The following is a 21,740-nucleotide window of genomic DNA, read 5'->3' as shown; positions in this document are numbered from 1 at the left end:
AAACCCGTGAGATTGATCTGACGGGTTTTTTGTTCTAGCCATCTTGAGACGCGTCCTAAACTCAGGTTACTAAAGCGTGTTCAAGTAAGTTAAAAGGCTGTAATAACTTATGCTGCTTCCTAATAGAATAACGATGATGGACATTTGAGTGCGTAACAATAAAACGAGTAGTCCAACAAATATTAAATCTGTTCCGCTGAGCACACTTTTTTCTGACATCTGAATCACTAAACTCAGCAACAGCCCAATGACTGCGGCATTGATGCCTGCTAAAGCTTGACGGATTTTTTCTTGACGCATTAACCATGACCAATACGGCAATGTGCCCCAAATGAGCAAGAAGGAAGGGATAAAAATCAGGAGGGTGGCTATCAAGGCATTCACGACAGGGAATTGAGTAAAGTGCAGTAAAGCCCCCAAATAACTGGCAAAACTGAATAAAGGACCTGGCATAAGCTGGGCTAAAGCGTAGCCTAAATCAAATTGCTGATTTGGAATAAGGCCAGTGGTGACAAACTCTTGATGTAACAGAGGTAAAATAATATGCCCACCGCCAAAGACCATGGAAGCACTCAAATATAAACCTCGAATACTTTGAATCATAGGCGATGAATTCGAATAATCAGTCAATGAAAAAAATAAAAAAGGCAGGATAAAAAGCACCAGCCAAATATATGTTTTTTGGTGTGTTTTATATAAATCATCTGGTTTAGCTAGATCGCTCTTTTTATTTTTTTTGCTTAAATCGCTTTTGAGAGCTGGTGGGCGAGGTTTTGTGCTTTTGCTGCGCTGAGAAAAAATAAGGCCGAGCAGGGCTGCGAATAAAATCACAATGAATTGACTATAACTTAGCGCACTGGAATAGATAAATAATGCGCTGAGCAACATGAACAAATATTGCCATATTTCTTTACAGAAGCTTTGCAACATTTGCCAAAAGGCCCCGATCACGATAGCAAGAACCACAAGTTGAATAACATGAAAAAAAATAGGAGATATTTGATCAAAATAATACTGTCCTAACATCGCAGCAAGCGTCATAAGAACACATGAAGGCAAGCTGAAACCGAGCCATGCGCAGATTGAACCAAGGTAACCCTTTTTTAAATAACCAATCGCTATTCCGACTTGACTGCTACTCGGACCGGGCAAGATCTGACTAAATGCCACGATTTGTGTGTATTCAGCTTCAGTGAACCATTTTAATTGCTGAACAAATTTTCGATGAAACAGAACCAAATGTGCAGCAGGGCCCCCAAAAGAGATACAACCCAATTGAAGAAAAAAAAGAAATATTTGCCCATTGGTTGGTGCGAGTTGAGGTTCTTTCATGAGACACATGGCTGGTTGCTATTTAGGCATTCTAATGTGGCAATATGACAATGCTTTGAATAAATTGAGCTATCTATAGTATTAAGAGAGCAACGGTTGAGAAGAAGGATGAATATAAATAAAGTAAATATAAAAAGAGTGACATGAAAATCCAGATTTCGATCGGTGGTAGATTCAAACCCAATGATTGATTGAGTAGCTTGTATTCAAGATCGTGGCTTGGCTGATTTGAGTTTGAAGCTTACAACATCACTCTAGATTCATTTTTTAATTTTGATTTACTTATTTAAAAATTTTATGTTCTTAATATTTTATTTAATAACAAGCTTATTGAATACCCAGAGTCAGGAAGAGTGATGAGCATTCGATCAATTAATATTCAAGGTTTTCGCTCTATTCGTAATATGAAACTGGAGTTAACACAACTGAATATTGTCAGTGGTGCAAATGGCTGTGGTAAATCAAATCTATATAAGGCCATCCGTTTGCTTCACGAGGCTGCGCATGGAAGGCTGTCACAAGCCATTGCAGAAGAAGGCGGTATACAAAAAGTCATGTGGGCAGGCGGACATCGGGCGGGTGATCGTGCTAAAGATCCTAAACGTATGATTTTAGCTGTAGAAATGGAACATTATGAATATCAATTAGAGATTGGCTTTCCTGAGCCATTAATCAGCCTGTTTGGGCTAGACCCTTTGGTTAAAAAAGAAGGGATTTGGTTAAGTGGTTATCAGCGCAGAAAAATGAGTGAGCTGATGGAAAGGGTCAATCAGGCTACATTTCTAAAAAATATAGACGGTGAGCGACTGAGCTATCCGATGAGTCTGAGTCAAGAAGATTCTGTATTTGGACAATTGTCTGATCCTCATCTTTATCCTGAAGTGTCACAAGTACGTGAAAGCATGAAAAACTGGCGTTTTTACCATGAGTTTTCAGTCAGTGCTAGCTCACCCATAAGAGTGCCACAAGTCGGTATTCGTTCACCTATTTTGGCGCATGATGGGGTAAATTTGGCGGCAGCATTTGAAACCTTACGAGAGCGCGGGCAAACTGAAACCCTCTATGCTGTATTAAATAAGGCTTTTCCTCACAGCCATTTTTCAGTCGAGGCGCTCGGTGGACGCTTTCAAATGCTGATGCAGCGTGAGGGAATATTACGGCCTTTAGAGAGTGCCGAATTTTCAGATGGGACGCTACGTTTTTTATGTCTCACTGTGGCATTGTTGAGTCCTAGACCGCCTTTATTCATGGCATTAAATGAGCCTGAAAATAGTCTTCACCCTGAATTATTACCAGCTTTAGCCATGCTGATTGCAGAGGCCAGTCGTTATACCCAGCTTTGGGTGACCAGTCATTCGACCGTATTGGTAGAAATGATCAAATCTTATTGTGACGTTTCGCATTTTCAACTGGATCAAAAGCAGGGAGAAACAGTCCTTGTTTCAGTATCAAACTGATTCCTGTGTCAGACACTCAGACCCATCGTTAGTGACCTTTGATGGACGTAACAATTGATCCGAATGATCGGAACACAATGAATCTAAGATGTTGAACGTATTAACTGAACTTGCCACTTTGAAAATCCACAAAAGCCTGACGAATTTCTGCCTCGGTGTTCATCACAAATGGACCATGAGCAACAATCGGTTCATTCAAGGGTTGGCCACTCAAAATCAAAAGCTTAGTGTCAGTATTCGCTTTGATCTGAATGGATTCTGTGTGTTCATTGATGTAAAGCGTATGCATCGCTGAAAACTGCTGCTGATCCACTTCAACCTTACCTTTTAAAACAAAGATCATGTTGTTCCATGCAGGATTCAGTTGAAAGTCTTGAACAGCGTGAGCATTTAAACGCACATCCAAAATGTTCATTGCGCTAAAGGTCTGAGCAGGACCTGTGGCTGTGCCATGGATATCCGTGTACTCACCCGCAATCACACGCACGATGCCTTGATCATCCGCAAGCCTGACTTCTGGGATATTCGCTTCAGTCAACTCTTGATAACGCGGTTCGGTCATTTTTGCATGACTAGGCAGATTCACCCAAAGCTGAACCATATCAAGGGTTCCACCTGTTTTGGTAAAACCTTTAGAATGATGCTCTTCATGCATAATGCCCCGACCTGCTGTCATCCATTGCACTTCATTTTCAGCGATTTTACCGTGGTTACCTTTAGAGTCATGGTGTTCGAGTTCGCCCTCATAGACAATCGTTACAGTTTCAAAACCACGATGCGGATGCATGCCGACACCACGTTGATGATGACTTGGTGCAAAAGCATATTCGCCGGTATAACCCATCACTAAAAATGGACTGGTGGCGTTGCCCATTTCATGCATCGGAAGCATAGAATTTGTCGGAAAGCCATCGCCCACCCAAGTGCTGCGGTCACTACGGTAAACTTTTTGTATAACGTTCATGTCAAATTCCTTAATATATTTCGTTCTATGTTTATTATTGAGGTATAATTGCAGAATGACAGGACGATAAACTCAACAGATAATTCTAAAAATGCAACAATTATGCAAAATTTAAATGACTACTATTACTTTGTGCAGGTGGTTAAGTTTCAAGGCTTCACCAAAGCCAGTGAAGCACTTGGCATCACCAAATCAAAACTTTCACGGCATATCTCTGACCTTGAAGCACGTTTGAATGTACGTCTAATTCAGCGTAATACCCGCAAATTTACCGTCACTGAAATGGGGCAGCGTTTTTATACCTATTGCCTGAAAATTTTAGAAGAGGTCAATGCGGCAGAAAGCTTTATTCAGAGCACCTTGTCTAATGAACCATCAGGTGTGATTAAATTATCCTGTCCAGTGGCCTTGGTTGAAATGCCAGTAGGGGAAATGATCGCCAATTTTATGTATAAATACCCTGAAGTACAGGTCCATTTAATGGCGAGTAACCATCGAGTTGATTTGATTGAGGAAGGTATTGATCTTGCGATTCGGGTACGAAACAACAGCCTAGAAGACAGTGACTTAATCGTGCGGCATTTAGATGCATGGGAACATGTATTGGTTGCGATTCCTGAACTCATCCAATCGAAGGGAGCACCACAAACCTTTGAAGATCTGGCTTATTTTCCGAGTGTGGGTTTTCGTACTCCACAGCATACTTGGCATTTTAAGCATAAACAGCATGAGCAAGAAGAAGTCGAAATTGCCTTTGAGCCGAGATTACGCACAGACAACTTTTCAGCGATGAAAGCCGCGGTGCTCAAAGGCGTCGGCATTGCCTCATTACCACGCGTATTGGTGTTTGAAGAATTACGAGCGGGACAGCTGGTTGAACTTTTACCTGAGTGGAGTTTGCCTCAAGGGGTAATTCATATTGCCTATGCGTCGCGTCAAGGCATGTTGCCTGCAATGCGTTTATTGTTAGATGATTTAATTGAGCAGTTTAAAGTGCGTAATTGTGCTGGAAAGACGCAGGCTTAACCCAGCTTGATGCATATTGTTTTTCTCATTTTAAACGCATCAAACTTGAATACTGCTGTGTTATTTTAATGGTGATTAAAAAAATGACTGAGCTTAAAAAGGTCTTCCGCCCGCTAGACTAATCCGTTTGAGTAGACGACGCTGCTCAGCAGGAAAGGGACGACGTGAATGCAGCGTCACTTGATTGTCCCAAAACACGATATCACCTTGTTCCCACTGATGTTCATAACGAAACTCAGGTTTTAAAATATGCGCGCGTAACTGTGCAATCAGCTCACTGCCGGCTTGATCATCATAATTGACCAACTCCACTTCGCTACGGGTATTAAGCCACAGTGCTTTTCGACCTGATGCAGGATGAGTACGCACCAAGGGGTGCGGATACGCATGTCCCAAAATCGGCTGATCTTTAAAGCGATATAAAGGGGAGTTGACATAATTTTCAGTGCCTTTGTTGCTTTTGGCACGTACAAAAGGGTTATAGGTAATCAATTGCAAGTGATCAATCTGCTGCTTGGTGTGTGCGTCCAACGCTGCATAGGCTTTAATGGTGTTGAACCATGTGGTTTGACCGCCGTCTTGGGGTAGCTCAATCGCGTAGAGCAAAGAGCCAAAAGAAGGGGTTGGCGTCCACTGGTGGTCTGCATGCGGAAACAACTCGCCATGTCCAGTATAGTCACCTTGACCGACGGCATTGGAAACAGGTACGACATCGGGGGGTGTTCCAGTATCAGACTGCGTGGCTAAAACAGGATTGTCTGCGCTGGGCTTAAAGATCGAACCGAAGTAACTGGAAAAGGCCAAATACTGCAAATCATCTAAAGATTGCTGTTTAAAAATAAGAATTAAATGTTCGGCTAAGGCTTGTTTTAAACGGAAAATAGTCTCACCTGACTGCGCTTTTCGTGCGTCTAGTCCAATCACGACCGCACCCAAAGCTTCATGTGCTAGAGGGATAATTTGAATATCAGCAGGATTCTGAAAGTGATCTGTTTGATGCCAACGCGGTGCATCGTGTATCGCTTGTGAGAGTTGAGTCAGACTGGTCATGTGTATTTCTTAAATTTCGATATTGATTTAATTTAGAAAACAATCACTAAAATCAGAAATCATAAGAAATGATAAACTTATGAAATTCATTATGAATTTCATAAGTATTTGAATGTTTAACTTTTAATAAATTGATCAAAATAATGCAGAATTTCACATTAATGAGCGCAAAATGCCTGATTGAAATAGAGAAAAAGATCAGGTACTTGTGACCAAAGCAATAACGCTAAAGCCAATAATATGATAATGCCGAACAAAACGATGGTTTTAAGTCCTTGAGTGCTATCAGTCATGAACAACGGCCTCCTCATTCACAAAGAAATGCACCAATACACCAAATACGCTTAAGGCAATGGTCATTGCCCAAATGATGTTGTAGTTCCCTGTTATATCATGGTTAAGACCGCCGAGCCAGCCACCGAAAAATGAACCGACTTGGTGGGTAAAAAACACAATGCCACTGAGCATGGTCAGGTATTTGACCCCAAACATATTCGCCACGATGCCGTTGGTCAGCGGTACGGTCGACAACCATAGCAAGCCCATAATGATGGCAAAACTGTAAATGGTCCATGTACTGAGCGGCAAGCTCAGAAAAGTAATGATGGCAATACCGCGTAAACCATACAACCACATTAGTAATTTAGGCTTGGAGTATTTGTCGCCAAGCCAACCTGCCGTATAGGTTCCCACAATATTAAACAGCCCCACCAAAGCCAGAAATATGGTGCCCGTGGTGGTGCTAAAACCATGATCAGTCAAATAGCCGGGTAGATGAATCCCTAAGAAAACCACTTGGAAGCCACAGACGAGAAATCCTAAACCTAGCCAAATAAAAGGTTTATGATTTTTGGCAATAATTAGAATTTGCTTAAAACCTAAAGAGGGTTGATTTGCATTTGCTAGCACATTGGGTGCTTGATACATGGGCGCTTTGAGCATAAACGCTAAAGGCACAATCAATGCAACTAAAATAGCCGTGATTAATAAGGCAGACGACCAACCAAATTGTTGCAATAACAGCAGGGTCGTGGGCAACATAATGAATTGACCAAATGATCCTGCTGCACTGGCAATACCCATCGCCATACTGCGCTTACTCGGATGCGCCGCGCGACCTACCGCAGAGAGTAAAACTGAAAATGAGGTGGCAGAGAGTGCAAGACCAATGATGAGTCCAAGGCTTAAATTAATCAAAATGCCACTTGAGCTAAATGCCATGAGCACTAGGCCAATGACATAGAGTACACCACCTGTCGCTACGACTATTTTACTGCCATACTTGTCAGCAAGTGCTCCAGTAAACGGCTGTACAGCTCCCCATAGAAGGTTTTGCAAGGCAATGGCAAGACTAAACACACCATGATTCCAATTGAACTCATGACTCATTGGAACCAAATACAGTCCAAAACCATGTCGGACGCCCAGCGATAATGCCAAAATAAAAGCACTCCCAATGAGCATATAAATAAGCGGTTTAGAAAAACGAGTGTCAGACATAATCAAGCCATTGATTTGTTATTGTTCAAATTGTAAGTGTTCAATAGAATGATGACGATAGAATTATTTTTTATCAATCAATAAAAAATATTTATGCAAAAAATACATGAAGATTGAAGGTTTAACAACACGCTTAAAATGAGATCTAAATCGAGAGTTAAAAAAAGCGACCTCAAGGTCACTTTAAATGGTGTCTCTTTTTTAGAAATGGTAGCTGTTTAGAAACGGTAACTTAGAAACGGTAACTTAGAAACGGTAACCTACACCGGCATAACCTAAAATGGGGTTAATTTCGATATCGGATTTGGCTTGAACCAACTCACCGAGTTGAGCATCTTTCACGGTAATGGTGGTTTCACCTTTTAAATGGGCATAACTGACTGAACCGACTGCAAACCAACGATCATTAAAGTCATAGGTAAAACCGACTGTCGCAACCGGTGCGAATGCATCAGAGGCTTCAAGTTCCACCACTGGATTTGCGCTACTTTCCTTTTTTTCTAAAGCTGCACCTGCATTGCCTTGCTTGATATTGGCAATCATATGACCTGCGGTGACCAAATCTTTTTCAAGGGCAGGGTTCATCTCCAATTCATTAAAATATGCATACATCAGACCCACGCCGACATAAGGCCGAAACTTATTCACTCCAGTCTTGCCAAAGTGGTATTGAAACTCAAATGCGGGTGTCCATGCGCGCGCTTCAGCTGCTTTGCCATGGGCATCTAAGTCCGCAATTGCAATATCATTTTTTAAACCAATTTCTAAGAAATCTAGCGGAAGATTTCCAATTTGCGGTGTAGCAATGGCGGCGAAAGGTGCAGAAATTTTACCTTTTCCCATAATATCGACTTTAGGTGGAATACCGGCTTTGATTTCTAGAGAAATATTATCGGTGAAGAAATAATTGGTCATAATGCCAAAGGTCGTGACATCCTCGGCCTCTAAGCCGGTATTTTGAGCTTCCCAAGATTCTAAACCTTGAATTTTTGATGAACCACTAATCCCTGAAGGTAAGTCACCACCGGTAAAGAAACCTAGAAATTTCAGCGTGGCCGCTAAAGCATCTTGGTTGAGATTTGGATCTAGGTTCTCAAGCACAGTATCGACTTTAATGGTGCCATTTTGCGCCACCTCACCATTTTTTATGGCAGTGTTGATCTGAATAGGTTGGGCCTTACCTTGAGGCATCACGTGTAAAGCACCGACAGAGACTGAGAAACGTTTAAAGCCATCACCATCTTTTAAGCTAAAATAAGGTGAATCTGCATAAGTGAGTGTAGGTACAGCGGCTAAAGAGGTCGCTAGATAGAGTAGTGTTTTATTCATTGTGTTGGACTCCATGTCCGAGTTGATACTATTTTTATAGGCTGTATTATTAGAGTATTCACTGAAAGAGTATTGTTGTCATTCAAAGTGTTTTTTTTAACTAATGTTTTTTTTTATACTTTATTGAGTCTAAAGTTCAGCATTTGTAAGATTGGGTAAGCTACATTTTAAAATTTAGATAAAAATTATTCCATACTTATTCTTAAAAATGAGCCGCTTAATCAAAATAAACACCCGCGCAACAGACAAAAAAGGCCACATGAGGTGACCTTTTTGATGAAGTATCATGGCATTTCAGCCAAAGACACTGATTTTATAAAGAATGAATGATTCATTCTTTAAGGCGTATTTAAGCAAAGCGAGATAAATCTTCTTCAGGACGTGCGGTTAATACTTCAATCCCTGTTTTGGTGACAGCAATCGTATGTTCATACTGTGCAGATAGTTTATGGTCTTTGGTCACAACTGTCCACTTATCGCCGAGTAGCTTGGTTTGCCATACGCCTGCATTCACCATCGGTTCAATGGTAAAAGTCATGCCTTCTTCTAAAACCATACCGCTGTCTGGCTGACCATAATGCAGCACTTGTGGCTCATCATGGAACACAGTACCAATACCATGACCGCAGTACTCACGTACCACGCTAAAACGTTCAGCTTCAACATATTTCTGAATCGCATGTCCAATATCACCAATGGTTGAACCTGGCTTTACAGTTTCCATACCTCGGTACATCGCCTCTTGTGCCACTTTACATAAACGATCAGCAAGAATAGACGTTTCACCGCCGACCACATACATCATATTGGTGTCGCCGTGGTAACCATCTTTAATCACAGTCACATCAATATTTAAAATATCACCTTTCTTCAAGGCTTTGGCTTCCGAAGGAATACCGTGACACACCACATGGTTGACTGAAGTACAGATCACATGTTGAAACGCAGGGCGACCTGGCGCTGCCCCATAGCCTAGACATGCAGGAATCGCATCTTGTTTGTTGACGATGTAGTCATGACAAATCGTATCAAGTTCAAGGGTGGTCACACCAGGTTTGATATGCGGTTTGATCATATCCAAAACTTCTGCTGCTAGTCGTCCCGCTACACGCATTTTTTCTATTTCGTCTGGCGTTTTGATGAGTCGACGTGGTGCCTCGTAAGTACTGTTCATGATCTTTAAAAACTTTTGGAAATTTATGTATGACTATGGTATAAATAGCCGCCCAATTTATCAAATGCTTTTTCGTGAATTCATTCACAACGTCATTTGGAATCGGGCAATTAAAATCCGCACATATGTCGTCACATTTCTCTGGGTGCCTTTTTTAAAGGTGGAGGATGCGGACATATGGAGGCCTAACCCAAACATTTAAGGTAAAGAAAATGGCAGATTACAACGTAAGCATGCGCGACCTTCTTCAAGCAGGCGCACACTTTGGTCACCAAACACGTTTTTGGAACCCAAAAATGCGCGAATACATCTTCGGCGCGCGCAACAAAATTCACATCATTAACCTTGAGCACACTGTTCCTGCGTTAAATGATGCTTTGAACTTTGTAAACAACCTTGCTAGCAAAAAGAACAAAGTATTGTTCGTTGGTACTAAGCGTGCTGCTTCTAACATCATTCGTGAGCAAGCTCAACGCGCGGGTCAACCGTATGTTGATCACCGTTGGTTAGGTGGTATGTTGACGAACTGGAAAACACTTCGTCAATCGATCAACCGTTTGAAAGATCTTCAAACTCAATCTCAAGACGGTACTTTCCTTAAGCTGACTAAACGTGAAGCTTTAGAGCGTACGCGTGAGATGGATAAACTTGAACGCTCTTTAGGCGGCGTGAAGAACATGGGCGGTTTACCTGACGCATTGTTCATCATCGACGTTGATCATGAAGCGATTGCGATCAAAGAAGCGAAGAACCTTGGTATTCCTGTAATCGGTATCGTTGATACAAACTCGAACCCAGATAACGTAGATTTCGTTATTCCTGGTAACGATGATGCGATTCGTGCTGTAACACTTTATGCTTCTGCTATGGCTGATGCGATTCTTGCTGGTAAAGAATATGCTCAAACTCAAGCAAATGCTCAAGCTAAAGCTGAAGAAGTTAAAGAAGCTCCTGAGGCTTAATGCTTCTTGATGCACGTTTGTCATCTTTGCGACACGTAATCGTGGCTTATTAGGCATCAACTAAGCAAAACGGCCCAGATGGATTAATTTGGGCCGTTTTTTTTGAAAAGATACATTTATCTACCGAATTTAGGAGAACGACATGACTGTAGTTACTGCAAGCATGGTAAAAGAATTACGCGACCGTACTGGTCTTGCGATGATGGAATGCAAAAAAGCATTAACAGAATCAAATGGTGATGTTGAAGTTGCAATTGACAACCTTCGTAAATCTGGTCAAGCAAAAGCTGCTAAAAAAGCAGGTAACATTGCTGCTGATGGCGCGATCACAATTGTTCAAGAAGGCAACGCTGCAATTCTTTTAGAAGTAAACTGTCAAACTGACTTCGTTGCTAAAGACGAAAACTTTGCTGGTTTCTCAAACAAAGTTGCTGCTGCTGCACTTGCTGCAAACGAAACTGATGCTGCTAAAATTGCAGAACTTAAACTTGAAGATGGTTCAACTGTTGAAGAAGCGCGTATTGCTCTTGTTCAAAAAATCGGTGAAAACATCCAAGTTCGTCGTGCTAAAATTGTAACTGGCGATAACCTTGCTGTTTACAAACACGGTTTGAAAATTGGTGTTGTGGTTTCTTACGCAGGTGATGCTGCAACGGGTAAAGGTGTTGCAATGCACGTTGCTGCATTCAACCCAGTGGCTGTTTCTGCTGAACAAGTTCCAGCTGATCTTGTTGCTAAAGAGAAAGAAATTGCTGAAGCGAAAGCTTTAGAATCTGGCAAACCAGCGAACATCGTTGAAAAAATGGTGTCTGGTTCTGTTGAGAAATACTTGAACGAAGTTGTTCTTACACGTCAAATGTACGTGATTGACAACGACAAGAAAGTTGAAGAAATCTTGAAAACGACTGCAACAACGATTGTTGAATTCGTTCGCTTCGAAGTGGGTGAAGGCATTGAGAAGAAAGCAGAAATGAGCTTCGCTGAAGAAGTTGCTGCTGCTCAAGCTGCTGCACAATAATTTTTAATTATGTGCAGTAAAAAAAGCCCCAATTGGGGCTTTTTTTACACTTGGAATAAGAAAACAACCATAGGGTGAATATATGGCTAAGAAAGCCAATATGGGTATTTTAGGAATCGTCCTTGTTGTACTGGCTGCAATTTTTGGCTGGGACTTGACGGATCACCATGCGAACACGACAGAAAATTCACAACATATAGATTCAAACACAGCGCAACGTCCTGAGCAGCACACCACATTGAGCCAAAATACTCATGCGGGTGTAAAAATAATTGAACAGGCATTTCAGCAGAAGCAAAGCAATATTCAAGTGCATGCAGCGGGAACAGTTAAAGCCGTTTTAAGAGATGACAATGAAGGCTCACCACACCAAAAGTTTATACTCGAATTAAACACTGGGCAGACCGTACTGGTTGCACATAATATTGATCTTGCACCACGCATTGAAGTTTTACAAAAAGGTGATCAAGTGGAATTTTTTGGTGAATATGAATATAGCGCACAGGGTGGGGTGATTCATTGGACACATCATGACCCGCAAAAAAATCATGTTGATGGCTGGTTAAAACATAAAAATAAGACCTATGAATAGGTCTTATTTTTATTGAAATATGGAATAATGCATTATTGGCTCAGAATCGCGCCATTTTGACGTCGTCTCCATTTTGGTACCACCTTAGCTAAATAGGCATCCATACACCATAGCGGGCCAATCAGGAGGAACTGAAGGTCTTTAAAGAATGAAGGCTTTTTGCCTTCGACCTTATGTCCGTAAAACTGACCAATCCAAGCCACGATAAATAGCCCAATATAGAAGCCTACACCTACAGGTAAAATCCAGATCAGCCATGCCATGATCAGAACCAGTGCCGACATTGCCACGGCCAACACTAAATCGAGTCGTGCGTAAAAAACCAAACTTAAAACCAGAAGTAATGCAGTCAGAAGTGCGCTGAAATGCGCCAGTATGCCAACTAGGGCAAAAAGGATGGCAGGAACACAGACCCAATGAATGGATTTGTTGGTGGCATTTTGATGGCTTTCACTATATTCATCGAGCCATTCGGAAATTGTTTTCATGAGAACATCCTGTGTCATTTTTTTGATTTATAGTAGAGAATATAAACGACATTAGAGCGGAGGTCAAAGCTATTGGATGAGTATTATGTTGACCAAAGTAGAAATAAAACAAAGATAAACTGAGATAAAAGATTAGGCATATAAAAAGCCGCTTGATAAAGCGGCTTTTACGTTAAATATGGTTGCACAACGATTAAGAGTTTGGTCCGTCAACTCGTTCAATACTGACACGCGCTGTGCCCGCATTGGTAATACCTAAGCTTTTCGCAGCACCATAAGATAAATCAACCACGCGATTGCCATGGAATGGACCACGATCGTTGACTTTCACCACAACACTTTTACCATTAGTTTTGTTGGTCACACGGATAAAGCAGTTCAGTGGAAGGCTACGATGTGCAGCAGTCAATGCATTCATATCAAAAGTTTCGCCGCTTGCAGTTTTGCGACCGTGGAATTGACGACCATACCAAGAAGCTACGCCAGTTTGGCTGAAACGACGAACAGTGTTTGAAGCAACATTGTTTAATTTATCAATGACTGAAGGTTCTTCTACAGGAACTTGTATTTTTGCAGCAATCGTTTCACGGCGAATTTTGTCACCTGAACGTTCAGTAATTGCTAAACTGTTTAAATTTGAAAAGTGAGCGTTGAAGCTAGTTGCATCTTTACTGATGACACGCGACGCCAAACTCGAATTTTCTGCATCATTATTTAAATATGATGACTGAACAAGTTCTGCATGGGCTTGAGTTAAACTCAGACCTATGGTTAAAACGGATAATAATTTAAGTGAAGCGTGCATCGTTTAACTCCTGATAACCTCAATATATAACTTTCTAAGTTGCTGAAAATTAACCTTCGAGGTCTGTAATTCACTTGTGCAACTGCATTTAACGGTAGGAGATAATATTCATGGTGATACAAAAGTGTCTAGTACTATTTGAAGTTCAGTTACAAAAACCACAAATTATCACAATAATTGATTGTTAAATAATCAAAATTGTAACAATTTATGATAAATGCTGATATATTGATCATTTGAGGTTAAAAAAATCTTGACTTATTATTTTGGTTGGAAAACCAGTCTTAGCGACTGGCGATTTCTGTGCCCAAAAGCCAAAGTGCAGTGGCATACATTCGGCTTTTGTTATAGGTGGTAATCACTTGGAAATTTGGATAAGTAATGTAATAAATCGAGCCATAGTTTTCCTGTAGTTGAATGACATTCACCATGTCTAAATCGTCAATTTTAACGATAGGATTCATAGGACTAACGCCTTGGCTTCGAATCGCGCCAAAGGGCGTCGGTTGAGTTAAGTCTTTGGCGATAATTGAATCTGGATTTTGACCACTATATCGTGCTGAAAATGCAATCGGTTGGTTGCGTTGCCAACCATGTTGTGCAAGATAGTTTGCAATTGAACCAATCGCATCAACCGCAGAATTTCTCAGGTCAATATGACCATTGCCATCGTAGTCGACGCCAAATTTTGGAATATTGCTCGGCATAAATTGCGGATAACCCACTGCGCCTGCATATGATCCCACGACTGAATTGGTGGGGATACCATCTTTATATGACCATGCGATTAATGCGCTGAGCTCATCTTGAAAATATTGCGCACGACGCTCATAGCCAAAACCCAGTGTGGCTAACGCATCACGAGTGACAAAATTACCTTTATTTGCACCAAAGCCCGTTTCCACACCCAAAATACCCAAGATAATGGCTTGTGGAACGCCAAACTGTTGTTCAGCACGATTTAATGTATCTGCATATTGATTTTTAAATCGCACGCCGCGCTGAATTGTACCTTCTGCCAAGAAATTGGTTTTATAGTCATACCAAGGCTTACTTTCACCTGGACGATTCATAATGTTGATAATGTTTGGGAGGTTCTTTGAACCATTCATTGCCCAATCGACTTGCTCAGCACTTAAGCCATACGTTTGCATGGTCTTATTTTTAAAATTGTTGTAGCTCGGGTGACTATAAAAATCATTTGCTTGACAAAAACTGGTGACGGTAAATGTCGCCAAAACCAGAGATAAACGCCTAAATTTGTGAGATATAAGAGTATTTAACATATCAAAAATTTTCCGAAAATTATTATCGATGAGTATGAATAGACATCACGATGCCAAAAGTGGCCATTAATGTAATAATTGCTGTACCGCCATAGCTCATAAATGGTAATGGCACACCGACTACAGGTAAAATACCACTGACCATGCCTGCATTTACAAATACATAAACAAAAAATGATAACGCTAGGCTGCCTGCAACCAGACGACCATAATTATGAAAGCAATTTAGAGAAATAGATAAAATTCTCATAATGATCAGGAAATAAAGCGCAAATAGAAAAGCTACGCCCATTAAGCCAAATTCTTCTGAATATGCGGCAATAATAAAATCAGTATGACCTTCAGGTAAAAAATGTAAATGTGTTTGCGTGCCTTCTAGAAAACCTTTTCCTATAAAACCGCCAGAACCAATGGCTGTTTTCGATTGAATAATATTCCAACCTGTCCCTAAAGAATCTGCTTCTGGATTAAATAAAGTGAGCACACGTTGTCTTTGATAATTGTGTAATAAAAATTCCCAAGCAACTGGAACAATGATCCCAGCAGCTGCTACCGCAGCTAAAATCATTTTCCAAGTTAGACCACTTAGAAAGAGGACAAACAAGCCACTGGCAAGAATAAGTAAAGATGTGCCTAAATCAGGTTGTTCTGCAATTAATAAGAAGGGTAAGCCAATCAAAACCAGCGAAATAATTACATTTTTGAAACTTGGCGGAAGAGGATTGCGGGATAAAAACCATGCAATCATTAAGGGCATGCCTATTTTCATAAATTCACTGGGTTGTACGCTCCCAAAACCTGGAATATCAATCCAACGTTGCGCACCTAAACGAACTTCACCAAATGCAATGACGGCAAGTAAGGATAAAATACCGAATATATAAAAGTAAGGAGCGAAGGTTTGATAAACTTTTGGGGAAATTTGCGCGAGACTAATCATTACCACGAAACCAATACCGAAACTCATGGTTTGCTTGGAAACCATCATCACATCTTGCGCCGATGCACTATATAAAGCTGTGAGCCCTAGCAGTGCATTTAAAACCAGCAACATGCATAACCACGGATCAATATGAAGACGATGCCAACGAGAAGGTTTGTCGGCTGTGCTTAAGCCATCACGAGGGGCATGACGTAGAAATTTGTATTGCGGATTTGAAGGCATATGTGGGATTTATAAATGTTTTGGTGAATATCGTCTTATGAGCCGTGATGCTAACATTATCTCATTGTTTAAACCACGCCATGTCTGAGCTTAAATAGAAAAACCCAGCAGAAGCTGGGTTTTCTGAAGTGATTTTTCAAGATTGAATAAACAGTGTGTCGTGGTATTCGGCCAAAGCTAAAAGTTCTTCTTTGCTCAAGTTTGGAATGAGCTTATCAATGGCAATATGAGTCGCTTTGATTACGGCTGAAGAACCTAAATCTGAGGCTTTACGTTTAATCATGCCTAAATCTAAAGTCTTGTTAAAATCATTCATAAAATGACGTACGGCTGCTTCGGCAAACTGCTTATACTGCTCTGAAAGCACGGCACGATTAATGTCATTGCCTGACTTAATTTCAGCAAAACTATTTTTAAGATTGGTGACAAGTTCAGGTTTTAATGAAGCCCCTACACGATATTGACCTTGTGGATCTTTAAATAAACTTTGTTCAGAAAATTCGATGGATTGTTTCACCACATCATTCGACGATTTACCCAACAATTGTTTCAATAATACAGCGACTGTTGATTTGATATAGCCTGCTAATTTTTCAGCAGTCACACGTTTTTCGCTTACGGGGAAACGGCGAACGAGTTCAACTAAAATGGCATTAATAATCTCATCATTAATCATGAGTGCTGTTTGATCACGTAAAGGATACAGTGGTTCGTTGGAATTTTTTTTCTCAATTCCAGTCTGAATGCTTTTCAGTAGCTCAGCAGATGGAACAAAACCAAAATAGGACATCGTTAAAACCTCAATATTTATTCATTTTATTGTCGCGCCAATCGAATTGGGCTTGGCATCCATGCAAAGTCCGATACACGACAAGGGTTAATGTCTAAACCGCCACGCCGTGTATAAGTCGCATATACCATCAGCTTTTCTGGTTTGAACGTTTCCCAAAGGTCGGCATACATTTGCTCGACGCATTGTTCATGGAAGCCGTTATGCTGACGGTAAGAAATAATATAAGCTAAAATAGAACGATAACAAGGTTTTTTGCCTTTATATCGTATAAATACCGTCCCCCAATCGGGTTGACCGGTAACTGGGCAATTGCTGCGTAATAAGTGCGAATACAGCTCAATTTCAACATCATCACTGCTTGTATCAAGTGCGAGTAGAGATGCATCGGGATGATTTTCCAAACGCTCTGGCTCTAAATCATCAATGCACAGTCCTTGCGGTTGACTCACCTGAAGATCATCTGCATCTAAAAGCTGCAGTTTAACTTCGGCTTCAGCGGCTTTGGATAAGTCTTTTTCAACAGTGGCTATAAAGGCTTGTTTTGACTCAAATTGAGTGAAGTTCATGCTATTAAAGTATAGCTTGAGTGATTTCGACTCAATTAAGTTGGGAGAGGTTGCAGGTAGTGCAATACGCCCAATGGCCACTTGTGGAATCCCTTTGAGGTTTAACCACGAAATTTCAAAAACATGCCACCAATCTTTGCCCTGTTGAATTCCCTTAAGATGCGCATAATTTTCACGCGCAGACGCACGCGAAATAGGGAACAGAATATCAGGTTGATATTCTGTAGGATAATTGGTGTCTTTGCCTAATAAAGATTGTTCTACACTCATTACTCACGCATTCCTGAACCACGAGAAAGTAAATAATATGCAATGGCGTATAAAGCACCACAGCACAACGTAATAAAAATTAAAGAGATTGAAACATTGACGTCGCTATGACCCAAAATGCCATATCGGAACGCATTGACCATATACACGATCGGATTAATCAGAGATAAATTTTGCCAAAACGGGCTTAAGGCACTAATCGCATAAAACACACCGCCCAAATAGGTGAGTGGTGTCAGTACAAAGGTCGGAATAATTGAAATATCATCGAATGATTTGGCATAAACGGCATTGATTAAACCGCCCAGAGAGAATAGCAGCGCTGTAATCACAACTGTATAGATCGTCACAAAAATATTATGAATGGCAAGATCGGTGAAGAAGAAGCTCATTAGGGTGACAATCAAACCCACCAGAACACCACGGCAGACACCACCAATCACATAGCCCCACAAGATTAAATGCAGCGGAACGGGACTCATAATCAGCTCCTCAATGCTTTTTTGAAATTTAGCACTAAAAAAACTTGAAGAGACGTTGGAATAGCTGTTGGTAATAATGGCCATCATGATTAAGCCAGGCACAATAAATTGCATATAGCTAAATCCGCCCATTTCACCAATGCGTGAACCGACCAAATTGCCAAAAATAACAAAGTACAAACTCATGGTGATGGCAGGTGGAAGTAAGGTTTGTGGCCAAATACGCATAAATCGGCGAATTTCTTTACGCACTAAGGTAAACAGGGCAACTCTCAATTGGGTGAAATTCATTGCACTGCTTCCTCAAGATTTTTTTCAACCATTTTCACAAATAGTTCTTCAAGACGATTTGATTTGTTACGCATACTAAGGACAGTAATGCCTTGCGCTTCTAAGAGCTGGAATAGATCATTGAGACTGAGGGCTTTATCTAAAGTGACTTCTAAAGTTACAGCGTCAATGAGTTTAAATTTCACCCCAATAATATCCAGTTCAATGGGTTGAATAGGATTGGCTAAGTCTAAAATAAAAGACTCTTCATTGAGCTGATTCAGGAAGGACTTCATGGTGGTGTCTTCTTTAATCACACCACGGTCAATAATCGCAATGCGGCGGCACAGCATTTCAGCTTCTTCTAAATAATGCGTGGTCAAAATAATAGATGTGCCGTTATTGTTCATTTCAGTGAGAAATTCCCACATGGAGCGGCGCAACTCGATATCTACGCCTGCTGTCGGTTCATCTAAAATGAGAAGCTTTGGTCGATGCATCATGGCACGTGCAATCATTAAACGGCGTTTCATACCGCCTGACAGCATACGTGCTTGAACACCGCGTTTATCCCATAAACCCAATTTTTCTAAATACTCTTCTGCACGTTCTTCAGCCAGCTTTTGGGGAATGCCGTAATAACCCGCTTGGGTGACCAAAATATCAAAAGTTTTTTCAAAATGACCAAAGTTAAATTCTTGGGGAACCACACCTAAACACTGTTTAGCAAGCGAAGGGTGGGTGTCCAGATTATGTCCAAAAATTTCAACTGAACCTGATGTCTTTTTTGTGAGTGAACTGATAATACTGATCGTTGTAGATTTACCTGCACCATTAGGTCCTAATAACGCATAAAACTCACCTTCAGGCACACTTAAATCGATTCCTTTAAGCGCTTGAAAACCATTTCGATATGTTTTAGATAGTTCCCTTAACGTCAATGCTTCAGTCATAGAGTTCTCAGTTTATCAATAGTGTGAGTATTGTGAGCGATCTACCTCAATAAACCAAGTTATACCCTCAGAATTATGTGTTGCAATTTTGGAATGTTGTATAAAGGATAAGCATTAAAAGCAAGAGATTTCGATAGTTGCTTTACCTTATCCCATTTTTTGTTATGATGTGCGCAATTCAAAGTATGCGCTCATAGCTCAACTGGATAGAGTACAGGTCTCCGAAGCCTGTGGCGTGGGTTCGAGTCCCGCTGAGCGCACCATTAATCATCATAAAAACAATCATTTATTCAAAATTTGGCCTAATCTATAATTTCATCACAAAAAAATTCCGTATTTTGCAAGTCTACCTACTGCGGTTTTCAAATTCTTGAGCCATTCACTCACCAATCCAATTTTTTTAAATTCAATCATGTGATGTTCTGCTTAAATAGATCCAAATTGCATAATAAGGATCAAACATTATTTCGTTAAGTCATGAGGCATACGTAAAGCTAATTGATTCACTGTGATCAGATTTTCTTTAATTTTCACAACTACAACACTGCTGCGTCAATAATTTGATAGCTTTAATGCTCACCATAACGGATGGATACTATGAAGTTTTTGACAATAGTGGGCTTGGTCGTCATGGTTGGGCTAACTGCTTGCCAACGAGATACAGATACGAATCAGCAGGATAAAACCACTACACCCCATTCCATAGATAAAGATAAATAAAAAAATCCCGCACATATTGCGGGTTTTTTATTCATGTAATTGTATGGATTTAATTTGAGTAGATTTTGCATATCGCTTGAATCGATAAATCAATACATAGGCAACAGCGAGCTTTACCAACATCATTTTGATAGGATTTATCACTATTCAGAGAGTCTTATTAAAACATCATTTGTGAAAGACTAGGGCTAGCGCATCCACTGCAAATTGTACATGTAAATGTGACTTATGAAGATACGTAGTCTAATGGTTATCAGCGTGAAACTTTTTTATAAAATGGCGTTCAGATGGGTATAGGTGCTGGATTATAGATACTGAATTATAGATATTAGATTATAAGACTTCTACTTAAAGAGTGATTAAGAACGACTGTAAAGCCTAACCAGTATGGACTCTTTTTGTCACAAGCATTTTTCAATGGAAACAAATTGTTTGCACGGGTAGCTGAAAAAAATGAGTGAAGGGATTATTTCTAATGGGAATAATATTATAGCTGGATTTAAATTTTAAGCTACATTGCCTTCAAGCCTAAATCGAGCGCTTCTTCTATGTTTTTGTCAAAACGGACAGCGATACTTTTAACTTTGGATTTTAGCACTGACCATGCTTTTTCAATTGGATTTAAATCTGGACTGTAAGCAGGCAAGTACATGATTCTACAGTTAAAGTCTTTGGCTAGTTTTTTGATATCTCCGTTCTTATGAATCGAAGCGTTATCTAGAATCAGCAGATGTCTTTTGGTCTTATCTTGATTATCTTTGGTTAAATTTTCAAGTAGATATCTCAACCATCCCGTGAACATTGCTCGATCGCATGAACCTTGAAAAATCAAAGGGTAAAGGAACTGATACGCTGAATTAGACCTCACAGCACTGATGATACTTAATCTTTTACCATGACCACCCAATTTTAAAGCAGCGCAACGACTGCCTAGTTTAGACCAACCATATTGCGCTGTATCTGTGGTGTTTATCCCAGACTCATCAATATAAAGAATCTGATCTTCCCCAAACGCCTCTTTCCATTGCGGAAGAAACCAGTTGAATACAGCCCTTGTTATTTTGTCGGCTTGCTTATAGAGAAAACTCTTTTTTTACGTGTCCAACCAAGTCTATGAATGGCTTTTAACAGGGTTGAGTAAAGGATTGGATACCCAAACTTTTGTTCAAATAAAGGGATGAGATCTTTCACTTGAGAAAATTCAGTAGTTTCAATAAAGTGTTTGAAAGCATCCATATCCTTGATTTTAGTGGGTCGACCTGCATTGATTTTAGGCTGTTTCAATTCTCCAGTGGTGTTTTGAAGAAGAATCCAATCATCCAAAGTGGTTCTAGATATTTTAAAGGTTTTACATGTATATGATTTGTGATTATTTTCTTCATAAAACTGCATGACTTTTTCACGTAAATCCACTGAATATACTTTAGGCATGATCTTGAACAAATTAATTTTTTATCATTGTATCCCAAAATAAGATTGCAGCTATAAATCTTAGAATTTATCAAGATGAAATTTTTTAAATGTTTTAATTTTTGCTT

The 21,740-nt window shown here is 40.2% G+C and carries 22 protein-coding genes and 1 tRNA gene; 7 read left to right on the top strand and 16 right to left on the bottom strand.

Going from position 1 to position 21,740, the window contains the following annotated elements:
- Positions 1-69: 69 nt before the first annotated feature.
- Positions 70-1,332 carry a chromate efflux transporter gene (chrA, locus tag AMD27_RS10785; protein ID WP_067660263.1) on the bottom strand — a complete coding sequence of 421 codons (1,263 nt, stop codon included), beginning with the start codon at positions 1,330-1,332 and terminating at the stop codon, positions 70-72.
- Positions 1,333-1,688: 356 nt separating this feature from the next.
- Here chrA and AMD27_RS10780 point away from each other — a divergent pair, with 356 nt between their 5' ends.
- A complete protein-coding gene (locus AMD27_RS10780; RefSeq protein WP_067660260.1) occupies positions 1,689-2,789 on the top strand; it encodes an AAA family ATPase in 1,101 nt (366 codons plus the stop codon).
- A gap of 100 nt (positions 2,790-2,889) precedes the next feature.
- On the opposite strand, the gene AMD27_RS10775 is transcribed toward AMD27_RS10780, so the two are convergent.
- Complete coding sequence (locus AMD27_RS10775; RefSeq protein WP_067660257.1) at positions 2,890-3,753, bottom strand: pirin family protein; 864 nt, start codon at positions 3,751-3,753, stop codon at positions 2,890-2,892.
- Positions 3,754-3,855: 102 nt separating this feature from the next.
- Between AMD27_RS10775 and AMD27_RS10770 the strand changes: the two genes are divergently transcribed.
- Entirely contained in the window at positions 3,856-4,779 is a 924-nt protein-coding gene (locus AMD27_RS10770; protein WP_067660254.1) for a LysR substrate-binding domain-containing protein, read from the top strand.
- Positions 4,780-4,872: 93 nt separating this feature from the next.
- Here the strand turns inward: AMD27_RS10770 and AMD27_RS10765 are convergent, their stop codons facing one another.
- The 4 genes from AMD27_RS10765 to map form a co-directional block, all read right to left on the bottom strand.
- On the bottom strand, positions 4,873-5,829 hold the full coding sequence (locus AMD27_RS10765) for a TauD/TfdA dioxygenase family protein (RefSeq protein WP_067660251.1): 957 nt from the start codon (positions 5,827-5,829) through the stop codon (positions 4,873-4,875).
- Between the two features lie 285 nt (positions 5,830-6,114).
- Positions 6,115-7,329 (bottom strand): MFS transporter, encoded by a 1,215-nt coding sequence (locus AMD27_RS10760; protein ID WP_067660248.1) that lies wholly within the window; start codon positions 7,327-7,329, stop codon positions 6,115-6,117.
- A gap of 246 nt (positions 7,330-7,575) precedes the next feature.
- Positions 7,576-8,658, bottom strand: coding sequence for an OmpW/AlkL family protein (locus tag AMD27_RS10755; protein WP_067660245.1), 1,083 nt, complete (start codon positions 8,656-8,658; stop codon positions 7,576-7,578).
- Between the two features lie 349 nt (positions 8,659-9,007).
- Positions 9,008-9,832 carry a type I methionyl aminopeptidase gene (gene map / locus AMD27_RS10750; protein ID WP_067660242.1) on the bottom strand — a complete coding sequence of 275 codons (825 nt, stop codon included), beginning with the start codon at positions 9,830-9,832 and terminating at the stop codon, positions 9,008-9,010.
- A 212-nt stretch (positions 9,833-10,044) separates the two neighbouring features.
- On the opposite strand from map, the gene rpsB reads away from it, so the two are divergent.
- The 3 genes from rpsB (at position 10,045) to AMD27_RS10730 (ending at position 12,404) form a co-directional block, all read left to right on the top strand.
- A complete protein-coding gene (gene rpsB / locus AMD27_RS10740; RefSeq protein ID WP_067660236.1) occupies positions 10,045-10,794 on the top strand; it encodes a 30S ribosomal protein S2 in 750 nt (249 codons plus the stop codon).
- A 142-nt stretch (positions 10,795-10,936) separates the two neighbouring features.
- Positions 10,937-11,812, top strand: a complete 876-nt coding sequence (gene tsf / locus AMD27_RS10735) for a translation elongation factor Ts (protein WP_067660233.1) — start codon at positions 10,937-10,939, stop codon at positions 11,810-11,812.
- A gap of 82 nt (positions 11,813-11,894) precedes the next feature.
- Positions 11,895-12,404 (top strand): DUF3465 domain-containing protein, encoded by a 510-nt coding sequence (locus AMD27_RS10730; RefSeq protein WP_067660230.1) that lies wholly within the window; start codon positions 11,895-11,897, stop codon positions 12,402-12,404.
- Between the two features lie 32 nt (positions 12,405-12,436).
- Here the strand turns inward: AMD27_RS10730 and AMD27_RS10725 are convergent, their stop codons facing one another.
- From AMD27_RS10725 to AMD27_RS10690, 8 genes are all read right to left on the bottom strand, one after another.
- Positions 12,437-12,892 (bottom strand): DUF962 domain-containing protein, encoded by a 456-nt coding sequence (locus tag AMD27_RS10725; protein ID WP_067660227.1) that lies wholly within the window; start codon positions 12,890-12,892, stop codon positions 12,437-12,439.
- A gap of 193 nt (positions 12,893-13,085) precedes the next feature.
- A complete protein-coding gene (locus AMD27_RS10720; RefSeq protein ID WP_067660224.1) occupies positions 13,086-13,697 on the bottom strand; it encodes a septal ring lytic transglycosylase RlpA family protein in 612 nt (203 codons plus the stop codon).
- A gap of 284 nt (positions 13,698-13,981) precedes the next feature.
- Positions 13,982-14,983, bottom strand: coding sequence for a lytic murein transglycosylase B (gene mltB, locus AMD27_RS10715; RefSeq protein WP_067660221.1), 1,002 nt, complete (start codon positions 14,981-14,983; stop codon positions 13,982-13,984).
- Between the two features lie 22 nt (positions 14,984-15,005).
- Positions 15,006-16,148 carry a rod shape-determining protein RodA gene (rodA, locus tag AMD27_RS10710; protein ID WP_067660218.1) on the bottom strand — a complete coding sequence of 381 codons (1,143 nt, stop codon included), beginning with the start codon at positions 16,146-16,148 and terminating at the stop codon, positions 15,006-15,008.
- A 136-nt stretch (positions 16,149-16,284) separates the two neighbouring features.
- On the bottom strand, positions 16,285-16,938 hold the full coding sequence (locus AMD27_RS10705) for a hypothetical protein (protein ID WP_067660214.1): 654 nt from the start codon (positions 16,936-16,938) through the stop codon (positions 16,285-16,287).
- A 26-nt stretch (positions 16,939-16,964) separates the two neighbouring features.
- Positions 16,965-17,777 carry an NADPH-dependent 7-cyano-7-deazaguanine reductase QueF gene (gene queF, locus AMD27_RS10700; RefSeq protein WP_067660211.1) on the bottom strand — a complete coding sequence of 271 codons (813 nt, stop codon included), beginning with the start codon at positions 17,775-17,777 and terminating at the stop codon, positions 16,965-16,967.
- Positions 17,777-18,550: an ABC transporter permease gene (locus AMD27_RS10695; RefSeq protein ID WP_067660208.1), complete on the bottom strand. Its 774-nt coding sequence runs from the start codon at positions 18,548-18,550 to the stop codon at positions 17,777-17,779. Before AMD27_RS10695 ends, queF begins: the two co-directional genes overlap by 1 nt.
- The gene (locus AMD27_RS10690; RefSeq protein ID WP_067660205.1) at positions 18,547-19,482 is read right to left on the bottom strand and encodes an ABC transporter ATP-binding protein; all 936 of its coding nucleotides are present in this window, start codon (positions 19,480-19,482) and stop codon (positions 18,547-18,549) included. Before AMD27_RS10690 ends, AMD27_RS10695 begins: the two co-directional genes overlap by 4 nt.
- Positions 19,483-19,669: 187 nt before the next feature.
- Between AMD27_RS10690 and AMD27_RS10685 the strand changes: the two genes are divergently transcribed.
- Positions 19,670-19,745, top strand: a tRNA-Arg gene (locus AMD27_RS10685).
- A 334-nt stretch (positions 19,746-20,079) separates the two neighbouring features.
- Complete coding sequence (locus AMD27_RS19390; RefSeq protein ID WP_416202789.1) at positions 20,080-20,202, top strand: hypothetical protein; 123 nt, start codon at positions 20,080-20,082, stop codon at positions 20,200-20,202.
- Positions 20,203-20,713: 511 nt separating this feature from the next.
- Here AMD27_RS19390 and AMD27_RS18160 read toward each other — a convergent pair.
- Together AMD27_RS18160 and AMD27_RS10675 are read right to left on the bottom strand one after the other, a co-directional pair.
- Positions 20,714-21,262: an IS630 family transposase gene (locus AMD27_RS18160; RefSeq protein ID WP_081405914.1), complete on the bottom strand. Its 549-nt coding sequence runs from the start codon at positions 21,260-21,262 to the stop codon at positions 20,714-20,716.
- On the bottom strand, positions 21,259-21,633 hold the full coding sequence (locus AMD27_RS10675) for an IS630 transposase-related protein (protein WP_067655598.1): 375 nt from the start codon (positions 21,631-21,633) through the stop codon (positions 21,259-21,261). The genes AMD27_RS18160 and AMD27_RS10675 overlap by 4 nt, the downstream gene beginning before the upstream one ends.
- Positions 21,634-21,740: the final 107 nt, after the last annotated feature.

The sequence above is a fragment of the Acinetobacter sp. TGL-Y2 genome, assembly GCF_001612555.1.
Lineage (GTDB): Bacteria > Pseudomonadota > Gammaproteobacteria > Pseudomonadales > Moraxellaceae > Acinetobacter.
The sequence above is the reverse complement of the archived record's forward strand: the minus strand, read 5'-3'. Positions and strand labels throughout refer to the sequence as shown.